The organism is Desulfobaculum senezii, assembly GCF_054657395.1.
Window position 1 is genome coordinate 159,815 of the sequence record NZ_BAAHYU010000002.1, and the last position, 14,490, is coordinate 174,304.

Genomic DNA, 14,490 nt, shown 5'->3' on the forward strand with positions numbered 1-14,490 from the left:
GGGTACTCCGGACCACGCTGATCGGCTGGCTCTTCTTTGCGGGCGCCGCGCGTGTCAGACGCGGCGCAGTACGCATAGCCTTTCGGCTACCGTTTTCGAGATTTGGGAAAGCCGAGCAGGATGCTCAGCACGGCTGCTGCTGCGAGAATGAAGCAGTAGTACATGTTCCCCACGATATCGAGGGGAGAGATGGCGGCAATGGAGCCGGCGAGGAGGATCTGCGCGCTGTAGGGAATAAGCCCCTGAATCACGCAGGAGAAGATGTCGAGAAGGCTGGCGCTGCGGCGCACGTCAAGGTCCGTCTTGGTGGCGATTTCCTTGGCGACACCGCCAGTGACGATGATGGCCACGGTGTTGTTGGCGGTGCAGCAGTTCACAAGGGAGACCAGAGCGCTGATGGACAGCTCTCCGGCGCGCTTGCTGCGGCTGCCCTTGGTCAGGCGCTCGATAAAGTTCAAGATGGCCGTAATGCCGCCACCCTTTTTGATGAGCGCGCTCAGGCCGCCAATCATCAGCGACAGCACAAGAATCTCATGCATGCCGGTAAAGCCGCTGTAAATGTCCTTGGACAGCTGCAGCAGGGAGTAGGCGTCCATGTACAGGAGGCCCACACCGCCAGCCAACGCAATGCCAACGGACAGGACGATAAAGACGTTCATGCCGCTCAGCGCAAGGCCAAGCACCGCAATGTAGGGCAGGACCTTGACGAGCTCATAGCTGCCCTCGGAGTGCACGTGGCCGCTCACGCCAAGCACAGCGAAGATGATAACGCTGATGATGGCGGCGGGCAGGGCGATGAGGAAGTTCATCTTGAACTTGTCCTGCATGTTGCAGCCCTGTGTGCGGGTGGCGGCGATGGTGGTGTCGGATATCATGGAAAGGTTGTCGCCGAACATGGCGCCGCCGACAACGGCGCCCATCAGCATAGCAAGGGAGATGTCTGTTTTGGCGGCCACGCCAACGGCGATGGGTGCTACGGCCGCAATGGTTCCCATGGATGTGCCCATGGCGGTTGAGATAAACGCGCCAATAACGAAAAGACCGGGCAGAACCATGGTAGCCGGAACGATGGAAAGACCAAGATTCACCGTGGACTCAACGCCGCCAACAGCGCTGGCGACGGAGGCGAAGGCACCCGCAAGCAGGTAGATCATGCACATGGTGACGATGCTGTACTCGCCTGCGCCTTCGATGAATGTACCGATACTTTCGGACGTCTTTTCCCGAGCCAACAGGACCGCGAGAACAATGGCCGGTAAAATGGCCACCGTCGCAGACACCTGATAGAAGGCCATCTCCGTACCCGAAATGGTCAACCAGGCCCCGGTACCGATAAAGATGACCAGAAATACCGCCAGCGGTAGCAGCGCCAGCGCATTCCCCTTGCCTGAATTCATTGGAAAAACCTTCCCTTGATGCAGACCCCGCGTGCGCGGGGGCTAAACGTGAAAATTGCTGTGTCAAGACCCAAAAGACGACATGAGTACGCCGAGAATCTGTAAAATGCAAGTGCGCTCCGTTGCAGAAAGCGCGTTGGCACTGTCGGCAGCCGCGAGGTGCGGGCGTAGTGCATTTCTGCCGGGCCGTGCGGGCAAATGCGGGCCGTGGATGCAAAAGCGCGCCGGATGCAATGGGTCTTGCCATCCGGCGCGCTGTGTTTTGCTCGGTTTTCCGTTGCCGCGTTAACTGGCGTCGCGCTCCACGTCCGTGCCGGGCAGTGGCGCCTTGTTTCGCTCGTAGCGGAACTCGTAGCGCAGGCCCGAGAGCAGGCACAGGCACAGGAGGAGCATAATGGCCGAGAACGGCAGCGCCGCTGCAATAGCCATGCGCTGCAAGCCCTCAAGCCCGCCTGTAAAAAGCAGTACGCTGGCCGTGGCCGAGACCGTCAGGCCCCAGATAATCTTTTTGCTGGTGGGCGGATTGTCCTGTCCGCCGGAGGTCATCATGGCCAGCACGAAGGTGGCGGAGTCCGCGGAGGTGATAAAGAACACCACCAGCAGAACAATGGTCAGCACCGTGAGCACGCCGCTGAGCGGGTAATGGGCGTAGAGCTGGAATAGGCCGGTGGACACGTCCTCGGCCACGGCGGCGGCAATGCCCGCGCCCTGATGCAGTTCCAGTTCAAAGGCCGCGCCGCCAAAGACGCTGAACCACACAAAGGTCAGCAGGGTGGGCACCAGAAGCGCGCCGGTGACGAACTCGCGGATGGTTCGCCCGCGCGAGATGGACGCCACAAACAGCCCCACAAAGGGCGACCAGGAAATCCACCACGCCCAGTAGAACAGCGTCCAACTCTGGGTCCACTCCAGCCCGCGGAAGGGGTTGGTGGACAGGCTCATGGTGAACAGCGACGAGGCATAGTCCGCCAGCGTGCTGATGAAGATGTTCATAATCATGGTGCTGGGGCCGACCACCAGCATAAAGGCGAGGATGGTGATAGCCAGCATGACGTTGGCCTTGCTGAGCAGTTGGATGCCCTTGTCCAGCCCGGTCATGCTGGAGATGATAAACAGCACCGTCACCACGCCGATGATGGCGAGGGTACTGGTGAACGTGGCCTTGAAGGGCAAGACGCTGGCAAGGCCGGTATTAATCTGCATAGCGCCAAGGCCCAGCGAGGTCACAATACCGAACACCGTGGCGAAGACGGCGAGGATGTCGATGGTGTAGCCCGCAGGGCCGAAGATGCGCTTGCCCAGTAGCGGGTAGAAGCAGCTGGAGAGCAGCGGGCGCATGCCGCGCCGGAAGGAAAAGTAGGCGATGGACATGCTCATGACGATATAGATGGCCCACGGGTGCACGCCCCAGTGGAAAAAGCTGTAGCGCATGGCGAACTTAGCGGCCTCGGGCGAGGCGTCGTCAATGTAGGCCGGCGGGTTCAGGTAGTGGCTCATGGGTTCGGCCACGCCCCAGAAGATGAGGCCAATGCCCATGCCCGCGGCAAAGAGCATGCTGAACCAGCCAAAGTAGGAAAAGCGCGGCTTTTCGTGGTCGTGCCCCAGCTTGATGTCGCCGTACCGGCTGAATGCCATAAATATGCAAAACGCCAGAAATAAAAAGGCCGAGAGCAGATATGTCCAGCCAAAGTGGGTGATGATGCTGGTGTGCATGACCGCGGTCCACCCATCAAGGCGCTCCGGCGCAACAATGCCCACAAGCACGAGGATAAGGACGATAAGCAGGGATATGCTGAAAACAGTGTTTTTGTCGTGTCTCACGCTGAGGATCCTTCTTCCTTGGCAATCTGGCGCGTCACCGGGTGCTGGTCCGGCAGAACGCACAGGTTCGGAATGATGAAGACGCTGCACGGGGCCTTGTGCAGGAGCATCTCCGCCGTGGACCCCACGATGCGCGTCATTGCGTCGGGGTCATCGGACTTGCCCACCACGATGAGGTTTGCGCCCTTGGCGCGCGCCTGCTTGACGATGGTCTTGGTCACCATGCCGATGGATTCAATAACCTCCAGCGTGTCGTAGGCGTGGGCGCATTCGGCCGCAAGGCGCTGGAGACCGGCGCGCAGGGTTTCACGCCGTTGCTGTTCCGTCTCCGGGTCCGGGGCGCGGTGCCCAACATGCAGCAGATAGAGCGTATGCGCGCGGAAGCGGCTGTCGCGCAGGTAGGGCATCACCGTGGCGTCGGTGTGCTGCAGGTCGGTGGCGTACATTACGCGCTCAATTTTGGGGGATTCGCCGATGAGGGAAGGCTTGTAGAGGAACGTCGGCAGATTGCTCAGGCGCAGGATGTCCGAGTCAATGCTGCCCAGCAGGGCTTGGCGCAGCAGGGCCTTGGGCTCCCACAGGATGGCGATGTACGCCGCGCCTGCCTCTTCCGCCACGCGGATGATTTCCGTTGGCGCGTGGCCGTTGCGGATGGAGTAGTCCACCGCCAGCCCCATTTTTTCGATGGCAGGCACCAGCCGCTCCATTTGCTCCTCTGCCGATTCCCGGTCGCGGTAGCTGGAACGGGTGCGGATGTGCACGAGGTGGACGTGCGTGGTGCCGAAGTGCTTGAGCTGGGCAATCATCTCAAGCAGTTTTCGGCGTGGCTCGTTCAGACTTGTTTTGACCGCCGCTTTGTGCAGCACTCTTGGCTCCTTGGGTCTGTTGTGTTCGCGTGGCGCCGTGTTGTTGCCGGGCGTGCTTTATGCGATGGAATTTATCATGGCGCGTATTTTGTAGTTTGTCATGAATGCGACACCACTGTTTCGCAGTGGTGGAATGATGCACGGCTACAGATATACTGCCTATCATCAGAGCGCGCCGCACGCAAATGCAGCGGGCGGGAGCGCATGGAGGCTAGCGGCGCAGGGCGCCGGGCAGGGCGGGCAGCCAGCCCAGATGGTGGACGGCCCACAGCCCAACGAGGATGGCTTCGGCGGCGTCGTGGCGCAGGGAGGTCGGGCGCTTGGCCCCAAAGTGGTCGATGACAGCGCGGGCGAGGGTGCCCGCGGCGAGTTTGGCCTGTTTGGCGTTGCGCATCAGGCTTGGGCGCAGAAAGTCCGCGCGCCACGTTTCGGCGGCCAGCATGGTGACGGCAAGGCCTTGGCGCTGGGCCTGTTTGCTCCAGATGTCGGCAATGGAACCGCCGCCCTCAAGGGCGATGTCGGTGAGGCCTTCGCAGCGGTGCAGGATGCCGGGCGCGCCGCGCCGCAGGCGGGTGTGGGAGCCGAAGTTGTGCGAGCGGTACCAGATGAGGCGCCCGCTCGCGTCATAGAAGGCAAGCCCCGTGCGGATGCCAAGGTCCACGGCAAGCAGCGACACGGTCAGCCACCGTGCAGCCAGCAGCGCACGCGGCGGCCCTGTCCCATATCGAGAAGGGGCGGGTGCTCCGCGCGGCAGCGGTCAAAGGCGTGGGGACAGCGCGGGGAAAAATGGCACCCCGGAGGCAAATCGTACAGGCTGGGGACAATACCGGAGATGGGGACCAGCCGCTCTGTGGCGTCAATGCGCGGCACCGAGCGCATAAGGCCCATGGTGTAGGGATGCAGCGGCTCGCGGTACAGCTCGCGCACCGGGGATTCTTCGACGATTTTCCCGGCGTACATCACGGCCACGCGCGAGCAGGTTTGGGCCACCACGCCAAGATCGTGGGTGATGAACACAATGGCCGCATCGCGTCGTTTTTTCAGGTCCAGCATCAGGTCCAGAATCTGGGCCTGAATGGTGACGTCGAGGGCTGTTGTCGGCTCATCGGCAAGGACGAGGCGCGGGTCGCAGGCAAGGGCCATGGCAATGACCACACGCTGGCGCATGCCGCCGCTCATCTCGTGCGGATAGCTGCGGGCGCGGCGCACTGGTTCTGGGATGCCCACCTGATGCAGGGCGTCCACGGCGGCGTCCATGGCGGCCTTGGCGTCCAGATGCTGGTGCAGGCGCACGGCCTCGGCAATCTGTTCCCCCACTCGGAAAACCGGGTTCAGGCTGGTCATGGGTTCCTGAAAAATCATGGAGATGTCGTTGCCGCGTATGGCGCGCATGCGCTCCTCGGGCAGGGCCAGCAGGTCCGTGCCGTCAAAGTGGATGCTGCCGGCGGCGATGCGTCCGGGGGGCGACGGCACCAGCCGCAGAACGGACAGGGCGAGCATGGTTTTGCCACAGCCGGATTCGCCGACGACGGCCACGGTTTCGCCGCGCGCAACGTCAAGGTCTACGGCGTCCACGGCGTGCGCGGTGCCCTGTGCGGTGTCAAAGGAGGTTTGCAGGCCCCGGATGCTGAGCAGGTGCATGAAAAGTTTGCCTCGTGGTGGGAATTGTGAAAGATACCGTTGCCAAGCTGCATTGTGCGGCGCGGGAGGAAGAATTGTCAACGTGCGTGGCTGGCGCGGAGTGCGTGGGGGCTTGCCCCGGGGCGCGTCCGTGCCTATTCTCGGACAAGACAAGGGCGCATGGCGCGCCATGCATGACATGAAGGCGGCGTTCCGCAGGGCGGGGCCGTACAAACATATACGAGGACAGTGTGAGCAAACCAAGAGTAGCCATCATCGGCGGCGGACTGGCCGGATGTGAATGCGCGTGGCGCCTTGCCTGCGCCGGTGTGCCGTGCGTGATATTCGAGATGAAGCCCGAAAAGTATTCTCCGGCGCATGTGGAGCCGGGGCTGGCGGAGCTGGTGTGCTCCAACTCCCTGCGCAGTGACGAGCCGACCACCGCCGTGGGCCAGCTCAAGCGCGAAATGCGCGACGCGGGCAGTCTGGTGCTGGAAACCGCGGACGACACCTGCGTGCCCGCAGGCAAGGCCCTTGCCGTGGACCGCGAGCGCTTTTCCAAAGCCATCACCGAGCGCATTGAAGGGCACGAGCTGCTCACCGTGGAGCGCCGCGAGATTGCCAGCATCGACGCGCCGGAACTTGCGGACTACGAGGTCGTGGTGGTCTCCGCCGGTCCGCTGGCCAGCGACGGCCTTGCCGCCAGCCTTGCCAGCGCCGTTGGCGAGGAGCGCCTGTATTTCTATGATGCCATCGCCCCCATCATCGCCGCCGACTCCGTGGACATGGACAAGGCCTTTTGGGGTTCGCGCTGGCGGCCCGAGGATGACGACTACCTCAACTGCCCCATGACCGAAGACGAGTACATGACCCTGTACAACGAGCTTCTGGCGGCGGATAAAGTGAAGCCCCATGACTTTGAGACGGAAATCCACTTCGAGGGGTGCCTGCCCGTGGAAGCCATGGCCGAGCGCGGCCCGCAGACCCTGACCTTTGGCCCGCTCAAGCCCGTAGGCCTCACGGACCCGCGCACCGGGGAGCGCCCCTTTGCCGTGGTGCAGCTGCGCGCCGAGAACAAGGAAAAGACCCGCTTCAATATGGTGGGCTTTCAGACCAAGCTCACCTACCCCGAGCAGAAGCGCGTGTTCCGGATGATTCCGGGGCTGGAGAACGCCGAGTTTGAGCGCATGGGCAGCATCCACCGCAACACCTACGTGAATGCCCCCCACGCCCTGACCCCGAACCTGCGCCTGAAAACGCGCGAGAACGTGTACCTTGCGGGGCAGATTACGGGCGTCGAGGGCTATGTGGAGTCCGCCGCGTGCGGCCTGTGGCTGGGCATGCACCTTGCCGCGCGCCTGACGGGTGGCGAGGTGACCCTGCCCCCGCGCGATACCGCTCTTGGCGCGCTCCTTGGGCACTTGCAGGAGGAGAGCAAGGACTTTCAGCCCTCCAATGTGCAGTTTGGCCTGATGCCGCCGCTTAATGTGCGCGCGGGCAAAAAGCGCCGCAAAGAACTCTACGCCCAGCGCGCCGAGAAAAGCTGGGCCGCATGGCGCGGGCAGGACGCCCCAGACGCCCCAAAGGCCCCGGACACCGACGCATAGCAGGGCGGACCACCACCGCCACATACGACAAGGAGCCACCATGTCCACGCAGTATTGGCTGATGAAGACGGAACCCGGAGCCTATTCCATCGACGACCTTGCGGCGGAAGCTGACCAGATAACAAGCTGGGACGGGGTGCGGAATTATCAGGCCCGGAACTTCATGCGCGACGATATGCGCGTGGGGGATAAGGTGCTGTTTTATCACAGCGTGAAGAATCCGGGCGTGGTGGGCGTTGCCGAGGTGGTACGCGAGTCCTACCCCGACCACACCGCCTGGGACCCGGAAAGCCGCTACTACGACAGCCGTAGCACGCCGGACAGGCCGCTGTGGTTTATGGTGGACATTCGCCTTGAACGCATATTCGACGTGCCTTTGCCCCTGAAGTACTTGCGCACGGTGGCGGGACTTGAGAACATGGAACTGCTCCGGAAAGGCTCCCGGCTGTCCGTCCAGCCCGTACGCCCCGAGGAGTTCCGGATCATATTGGACCACGCCGGGGAGCGCTCCCCGGAACACGACGCGTAGCGCGGCTTTCGCCGCGCCCGCGCCATACAAAGGAGGGTGCCATGCCGAAGACTATGGAAGATCGGGTGATCAGACTGGAAAGTGACGTGGCCCTGAACCTGAAGGTCATCGACGACTTGAACGACGTCATCACGGACCAGCAGAAGCAGATCGACCGCCTTGAGCGGCGTCTGGACCTTATGGCTGGCAAGCTGGCCGCACTGGACGTGCAGTCCGGAAACGGCCTGTCCGACGATCCGCCCCCGCCCCATTACTAGGTTATGCTACAGCGCCCGGTGCAAAGCCAAGGAGCTCCACAAGCGACTCCGAGGCCGCGTACCGGGCGCTCTGGTTCCATACGCTGTTCTGGACGGACCACAGGTCCAGCTCCGGATCAAGCTCCACCGCGCGCTGGATGATGCCGACAATGGTGTCCTCCGGCGCTTTGTCGTCCATAAGGCGCAGTACCTCGGTAATGATGCGGTGCGAAAACGCCGCGCGCTCGGGCTGACCTGCGGGCTGGGCCTGCAAAAAGTCCATGAGGTTTTCCGGGGCGCTTGGCTCTATGGCTGCGGTCCATGCCAGCGGCGCCCAAAAGCGCCCCCAGTGCCATGCCATATTTTGCGTGGCCTGCGATTCCGTCCACGGCTGGATGAGATGCAGGCCTGACTGCACTCCCACCAGTTGCCGGTTCCACACAGCTTCCTCGCTGGCCGCGGCCCATTCAAGGGCGATGGCTTGTCGCTTGTTCCACGGCAGGTCGCGCGGGAGGAAGCTGGCTTCCCCGTCCTCAAAGTGCACTGTGACGCTGCTCTCCAGCGGGTTTTCCGTGGTGGAGCGCTGCCATGTCCATGTGTAGCGCTGGTCGCGTCCGCGTCCCCGGTGGATGGTGGCCGTGCCCTGAAGCGTACCGCTCCCGGGGACGCTCTCAAAGGCAAAGTCGATGCTGGCTCCGGGCCAGCCCATGCGCGTCTCCTGCGGCATATTGTGGCGCAGGCCGCGCGCCCATAGGATGACAAGCCCCTGCGCAATGAGGCTCTGGGGCGTTTCGCTTTTTGGGCGCACGCGCTGGATGTACAGCTCCCGCCCCGAGGACTGGGGCGGCTGGTTGGCGACGGCTTCGGCGAGGATGGCCTGATAGTCCCGCGCAACGGCCGTGGTATCCAGCCCGGTGTCGCTGGCGAGTTCCAGTGCGCGGCGGGTGTAGGTCATGGCCCCAAGGGGTTCAATGCGGTCAAGGTCGTCAAAGAACCACGCGCAACTGGCCATGGAGGCCAGCGACCATTGCTCCATCTCCAGCAGGTCCCACGCGGTGGTGGCGTCCTCGTCCGAGAGGTTTGCGGAGAAGTGCGAGGCGCGGAAGGCCTCGGGGTCTGCGCCGCCCAAGCGCACCGAGCCGTAGGCCAACAGGGCGTCTGCGGGCTGCGGGAAATAGCGCTGGGCCGTGGCGGTGAAGTGCTTATGCACGGCGCTGCGGGCGTGGTCCTGCGCGCGGCGCAAGGGATCGCGCCAGCGCTGGGTCCAGTGCGGATGCCCGCCCGTGTTGCAGCCGCAGTCCGCCTTCCAGCGCTCTACGCCATGGGCGCAGCTCCACGAGGACGGCTCGTGCAGGCGCACGCGGTGGGTGGGCGGATGCGCGGCAAGGTAGGCCGCGTAGTTGGTCAGCGACAGGTCCGGGGCGTCCTCGGCCTGCATGAGCATATAGGCCAGCGCCATTTCGCCAAAGGTGAAGTGGTGCCCGTAGGTTTCGCCGTCCGTTGCCAGCGACAAAAGTCCCGGCAGGGTGGCGTCTTTCACGCGGGACCAGAACGCGCCGCCGTCGCGCAGCAGCTCCTCAAAAGCCACGGCCTGCGAGAGTGCGCCGTGGTAGAAAAAGACGCTGATGGTGCGCCCGGAGGGCAGTTCCACAAGGTAGGGCTGTGTGATGTCCAGTCCGCCTTCGTCCACATTGTGCCAGTCGTCGCGGCCTGTGGGGGCGGTGGCGGCGGCTTGGCGCGGGGCCAGAATGGTAAAGGCGATGCCCGCCTCGGCAAGGGCCTCAAGGGAGGCGCTGTCCACGGCGGTTTCGGACAGCCACATGCCGTCGGGCTGGCGGCCGAAGCGCGCCTCAAAGTCCTGCATGGCCCATGCGGTTTCGATTTTCTTGTCCTCGTCGCTGGCAAGGGGCATGATGACGTGGTGGCATATCTGGCCGAGGGCGTTGCCGAAACCAAGGCGCGAGCGCGAGGCCTTGTCCGCATCCAGAATGCGGTGGTAGGTTTCGGGGTCGCTCTTTTCCATCCACGAGAAGAGCGTTGGCCCAAAGTTGAAGCTGAGGTATTCATACACGTTGACGATGCGGGCGATGCGCCCCTTGTCGTCAAGCAGGCGCGCCCAGGCGAGGGGGGCGTAGCTTTCGCGGGCGATGCGTTCGTTCCAGTTGAGGCCCGGGGCGGCGCTGCCCTCGGGAAGGACGGTGCGCAGCCACGGGTCCTCGCGCGGTGGCTGGTAGAAGTGACCGTGAATGCAAAGGTGCTTCTCCATCATATCCCCCATGGTTTGCCGGAGTGCGGCGCTTGGTGGTGGTCCCTCGTCTGGTTTTAACAGATTCCGCCGCGCATGCGATAGTCCAAGTTGTAGACAGACGGGCTGGTGATATGTACAGAGGGCGGCACAACGCAGGTGCGCAGGCACAAGGAGACACGTTATGGCACACGATGAACGCGCCGAGCTTGAGGCGCTGTCGCATGAAGAGTTGCTCGACTGCTTCGAGGGGGCGCTTTTCGAGCATGTAACCGAGGGCAAGGAATTCCCGGAGATGGTGGAGATGACCATCGCGCTGGGCATCCGTAATTTCGTGGCAACGCGGCTGGCACCGCAGCAGGATGCCGATATTATCGACCTGTTCCTTGACGGCGACCGCGCCGTGGTGGAACTGGTGGACCACGCCGCAGAGCTTGGCCTTTTGGAATAAAGGGCCGCACAACACCGCAAAAGGCGCGGCGGTAGGCACTGCGCCCTGCCGCCGCGGACAAAAAAGGCCCGCATCATCGCCAGATGATGCGGGCCTTTCGTTGTGTGTGATGGCAGCCCGTGGGCTGTGGAGGACGCTAGTCCTTCTTCACGCAGACCTGCGGCCAGATTTCGTCGATGAGCTCAACGGGCGTCACCGTAATCTTGCGGCGCAGTTCGGCGGGCACGTCCACAAGGTCGCGCTCGTTCTGCTTGGGGATGAAGACCTGCCGCATGCCGTTGCCCACGGCGGCGAGGATTTTTTCCTTGATGCCGCCAACGGGCAGCACGCGTCCGCGCAGGGAGATTTCACCCGTCATGCAGACATCGGCGCACACCGGGGTGTCCGTGAGTGCGGAAATGACGGCGGTCACCAGCGTGACGCCAGCCGAGGGGCCATCCTTGGGCGTTGCGCCTGCGGGCACATGGACGTGCAGGTCCACGTTTTCCGTGAACTCGGGGTCCAGACCAAAGACGTCGGCGCGGCTGCGGGCGTAGGACAGGGCCGCCTGTGCGGATTCCTTCATCACATCGCCCAGCTTGCCGGTGAGGGTGAGCTTGCCCTTGCCCTTCATGGGCGTCACCTCAATATGGAGGATTTCGCCGCCAAAGGGCGTCCAGGCAAGGCCAAGGGCCACACCGGGGGGCAGGGTCTTTTCCATCTCATCGTCGCGGTAGTACGCGGGGCCAAGGAACTTTTCCAGCACCTTGGGCGTGACCCTGTAGGGGCCCTTGTCGCCCTCGGCCTTTCTGCGCGCCAGTTTGCGGCAAATGGAGCCGATTTGGCGCTCCAGATTACGCAGGCCGGCCTCGCGGGTGTACTCGCGCACGGTCTGGCCGATGACGGCATCGGAAATCTGCATTTCCTTCAGCTTGATGCCGTTGTCCTCGGCTTGACGCGGCAGCAGGTAGCGGCGCGCGATTTTGACCTTTTCATGCTCCGTGTAGCCGGGGATGCGGATGGTCTCCATGCGGTCAAGCAGCGCGGCGGGAACGGTGTCCAGCGTGTTGGCCGTGCAGATGAACATGATTTTGGACAGGTCAAAGGGCACGTTGAGGTAGTGGTCCGAGAAGGAGTTGTTCTGCTCGGGGTCCAGCACCTCAAGAAGGGCCGACGACGGGTCGCCGCGGAAGTCCGCGCCCAGCTTGTCGATTTCGTCCATCATGAACACCGGGTTGTTGGTGCCCACCTGCTTGAGGCCCTGAATGATGCGGCCGGGCATGGCGCCGATGTAGGTGCGGCGGTGGCCGCGGATTTCGGCCTCGTCACGCATGCCGCCAAGGGAGATGCGCAGAAACTTGCGGCCAAGGGCGCGCGCAATGGACCGCCCAAGGGAGGTCTTGCCAACGCCCGGAGGGCCCACAAAGCACAGAATCGGTCCCTTCATCTTGGGATTGAGCTTGCGCACGGAGAGGTACTCAAGGATGCGCTCCTTGACCTTCTCCAGATTGTAGTGGTCCTCGTTGAGAATTTTCTGCGCTTTGCGGATGTCCAGCCTGTCGCGCGAGGCCTTGTTCCACGGCAGTTCGGAAATCCAGTCCAGATAGGTGCGGATGACCGTTGCCTCGGAGGAATCCGGGTGCATGCTGGCGAGGCGCTTGAGCTGTTTGTCGGCTTCCTTGCGCACGTCTTTGGGCGGATTGGCCTTGTCCAGCGCGGTGGCGATTTCTTCCAGCTCTTCATTCTGCTCGTCGGCTTCGCCAAGTTCGCGGCGGATGGCCTTGAGCTGTTCGCGCAGGAAGAAGTCGCGCTGGGCCTTATCCATGCCTTCCTTCGCCATGGACTGGATCTTCACCTGCATGGAGGCCACTTCGATTTCGCGGGCCAGCAGGGTGTTGATCAGTTCCAGCCGTTCGATGGGGTCGAAGGTTTCAAGGATGGACTGGGCGTCCTCCACGCGCAGGCGCAGGTTGGACGCGATAAGGTCGGCAAGGCGGCCGGGCTCGTCCACGCTGTTGAGCACGCCCATGATGTCCTGCGAGGAGATGCCCTTCAGGCTCATGAGCTTTTCGCTCTGGTCCTTGGCCGCGCGGATCATGGCCTCGGTGGTGGGGGTGAGTTCTGTGGTGTCCTCGTCCTTGATCAGTTCCACGGTGGCGGTGTGGTAGGGCGAGTCGCCGGTGAAGTCCTTGACCCGTGCGCGCGAAACGCCCTGCACCAGCACCTTGAGGCGGCCGTCGGGCATTTTGAGCATACGCATGATCATGCCCACAGTGCCGATGGTGTACAGGTCCTCGGCGCTGGGGTCGTCCACCTTTTCGTCGCGCTGGGACAAAATGAGGATGTGGCGCTTGTCGGCCAGTGCGGCTTCCACGGCGGCCACGGATTTTTCCCGGCCCACAAAGAGCGGGAGGATCATGTAATTAAAGACCACGATATCGCGGACCGGCAGAACGGGCAGTTCTTCCGGAATTTCGGGCGCAGTGGCCTGTTCATCGTCGGAGGGAAGCTCCGTGATGGTTCCGGCGGACGCTGGGTCGTCACTATCTGCGATGACGAGAAGGGAGTCGAGAAGCTCGTCCGTCATAAGTATTCCTTTGGCGTACAGTTGTGCGAATCGGACGGCGCGGGGCATCATGCCCGGGGGCAGATGCACGGCGTCTGTCTAGGCTCTTTGGTCCGCCGCTGCGGACGAAAGGCATCCTGTCGGTGCAGGGTGCGTCAGGACCGGATATGGAACTCGTCGTGTTCCGTATCGTAGTCGATCCATTTGCACTGCACATTTTCAACCTTAGCGAGCGAAGGGCCGGCCAAAAGCCGCCGCTTGAGCGTATTCACCGCTTCGTCATCGCCTTGCGCCAAGACCTCGACGGTGCCGTCGGCAAGATTGCGAATCCAGCCGGTAACACCAAGGTTGTGAGCCTGGTCGTGGGTCCATACTCGAAATGCGACCCCTTGAACCGTTCCAGTGATAAGGCACTGAAGGCTTCGAACCATGACCGCCTCCTAGGTTGAGGTTGGCGCGCTGGGGAAATTCTGTTCTACAGCATCCCCCTGGACTGGAAGCTGAAATACTCGCCGCCGCTGACGACCAAGTGGTCAAGCACACGCATGCCAAGGTCGCGCGCGGCGCGGCAAATGCGGGCGGTCACTTCCTCATCCTGCGCCGATGGCCGAAGGTTTCCCCCCGGGTGGTTGTGGATGAGGATAATGGAACTCGCCTCGCGTTCCAGCGCTAGGGAGAGCACTTCGCGGACGTAGACCGGAGACTGGTCCACCGTCCCTTGGCTGAGTTGCTCCCAGCTCAGCAGCCTGTTGCGCGTGTCGAGCAGGGCAACCCAGAACTCTTCCTTCACGGCATGCCCCAGACGGGAGATGGCCATTTGCGCCACGGCCTGCGGGGTGCCAAGCACCTCGCGTTCACGCACGCGTGATTCCCCCATGCGGGCCCACGTTTCGCGCCACAGGTGCCAGAACTCCTCCAGCTTGGGGCCAAACCCCTTAACCTGACGCAATTCCGCGGGACGGGCCGCAAACACACCATACAGGGAACCAAAGCGCGACAAGAGGTCCTTGGCGAGGGGCTTTGTATCCTGCCGGACTATGACCTGACCGAGAAGTAGTTCCAGGACTTCATAATCGGCCAGCTCGCGCGGGTTGTGTTTCAGGCGGTTTCGCAGGCGTTGCCTGTGGCCCAGATAATGCCGGTTATCGCTCATAATAGGTCTTCGTCGCGAGG

The 14,490-nt window shown here is 62.8% G+C and carries 13 protein-coding genes; 4 read left to right on the plus strand and 9 right to left on the minus strand.

Features of this window, described 5'->3' with window-relative positions; all coding sequences use genetic code 11:
• Positions 1-86 precede the first annotated feature (86 nt).
• The 5 genes from ACYQ2T_RS01530 to ACYQ2T_RS01550 all read right to left on the minus strand — a co-directional run bounded on the left by ACYQ2T_RS01530 (position 87) and on the right by ACYQ2T_RS01550 (position 5,725).
• Positions 87-1,397 (minus strand): Na+/H+ antiporter NhaC family protein, encoded by a 1,311-nt coding sequence (locus ACYQ2T_RS01530; RefSeq protein ID WP_459897878.1) that lies wholly within the window; start codon positions 1,395-1,397, stop codon positions 87-89.
• Positions 1,398-1,682: 285 nt separating this feature from the next.
• Positions 1,683-3,218 carry a BCCT family transporter gene (locus ACYQ2T_RS01535; protein WP_459897880.1) on the minus strand — a complete coding sequence of 512 codons (1,536 nt, stop codon included), beginning with the start codon at positions 3,216-3,218 and terminating at the stop codon, positions 1,683-1,685.
• The gene (locus ACYQ2T_RS01540) at positions 3,215-4,084 is read right to left on the minus strand and encodes a universal stress protein (RefSeq protein WP_459897881.1); all 870 of its coding nucleotides are present in this window, start codon (positions 4,082-4,084) and stop codon (positions 3,215-3,217) included. The genes ACYQ2T_RS01535 and ACYQ2T_RS01540 overlap by 4 nt, the downstream gene beginning before the upstream one ends.
• A 211-nt stretch (positions 4,085-4,295) precedes the next feature.
• Entirely contained in the window at positions 4,296-4,760 is a 465-nt protein-coding gene (locus ACYQ2T_RS01545) for a hypothetical protein (protein WP_459897883.1), read from the minus strand.
• A 2-nt stretch (positions 4,761-4,762) separates the two neighbouring features.
• On the minus strand, positions 4,763-5,725 hold the full coding sequence (locus tag ACYQ2T_RS01550; RefSeq protein WP_459897885.1) for an ABC transporter ATP-binding protein: 963 nt from the start codon (positions 5,723-5,725) through the stop codon (positions 4,763-4,765).
• A 230-nt stretch (positions 5,726-5,955) separates the two neighbouring features.
• On the opposite strand from ACYQ2T_RS01550, the gene trmFO reads away from it, so the two are divergent.
• From trmFO to ACYQ2T_RS01565, 3 genes are read left to right on the plus strand one after another with little or no spacing between them, the layout of a single operon-like run.
• Complete coding sequence (trmFO, locus tag ACYQ2T_RS01555) at positions 5,956-7,311, plus strand: methylenetetrahydrofolate--tRNA-(uracil(54)-C(5))-methyltransferase (FADH(2)-oxidizing) TrmFO (RefSeq protein WP_459897887.1); 1,356 nt, start codon at positions 5,956-5,958, stop codon at positions 7,309-7,311.
• Positions 7,312-7,351: 40 nt separating this feature from the next.
• Positions 7,352-7,840 (plus strand): EVE domain-containing protein, encoded by a 489-nt coding sequence (locus ACYQ2T_RS01560; protein ID WP_459897889.1) that lies wholly within the window; start codon positions 7,352-7,354, stop codon positions 7,838-7,840.
• Positions 7,841-7,881: 41 nt separating this feature from the next.
• Positions 7,882-8,097 carry a SlyX family protein gene (locus ACYQ2T_RS01565; RefSeq protein ID WP_404845713.1) on the plus strand — a complete coding sequence of 72 codons (216 nt, stop codon included), beginning with the start codon at positions 7,882-7,884 and terminating at the stop codon, positions 8,095-8,097.
• 1 nt (position 8,098) lies between these two features.
• On the opposite strand, the gene ACYQ2T_RS01570 is transcribed toward ACYQ2T_RS01565, so the two are convergent.
• Positions 8,099-10,345, minus strand: a complete 2,247-nt coding sequence (locus ACYQ2T_RS01570; RefSeq protein WP_459897891.1) for a DUF3536 domain-containing protein — start codon at positions 10,343-10,345, stop codon at positions 8,099-8,101.
• Positions 10,346-10,505: 160 nt separating this feature from the next.
• Here ACYQ2T_RS01570 and ACYQ2T_RS01575 point away from each other — a divergent pair, with 160 nt between their 5' ends.
• Entirely contained in the window at positions 10,506-10,772 is a 267-nt protein-coding gene (locus ACYQ2T_RS01575; protein ID WP_459897893.1) for a hypothetical protein, read from the plus strand.
• A 136-nt stretch (positions 10,773-10,908) separates the two neighbouring features.
• Here the strand turns inward: ACYQ2T_RS01575 and lon are convergent, their stop codons facing one another.
• The 3 genes from lon to radC form a co-directional block, all read right to left on the minus strand.
• Entirely contained in the window at positions 10,909-13,338 is a 2,430-nt protein-coding gene (lon, locus tag ACYQ2T_RS01580; RefSeq protein ID WP_459897895.1) for an endopeptidase La, read from the minus strand.
• A 134-nt stretch (positions 13,339-13,472) separates the two neighbouring features.
• On the minus strand, positions 13,473-13,748 hold the full coding sequence (locus tag ACYQ2T_RS01585) for an acylphosphatase (RefSeq protein ID WP_404845717.1): 276 nt from the start codon (positions 13,746-13,748) through the stop codon (positions 13,473-13,475).
• A 44-nt stretch (positions 13,749-13,792) separates the two neighbouring features.
• Complete coding sequence (radC, locus tag ACYQ2T_RS01590) at positions 13,793-14,470, minus strand: RadC family protein (RefSeq protein WP_404845718.1); 678 nt, start codon at positions 14,468-14,470, stop codon at positions 13,793-13,795.
• Positions 14,471-14,490 lie beyond the last annotated feature (20 nt).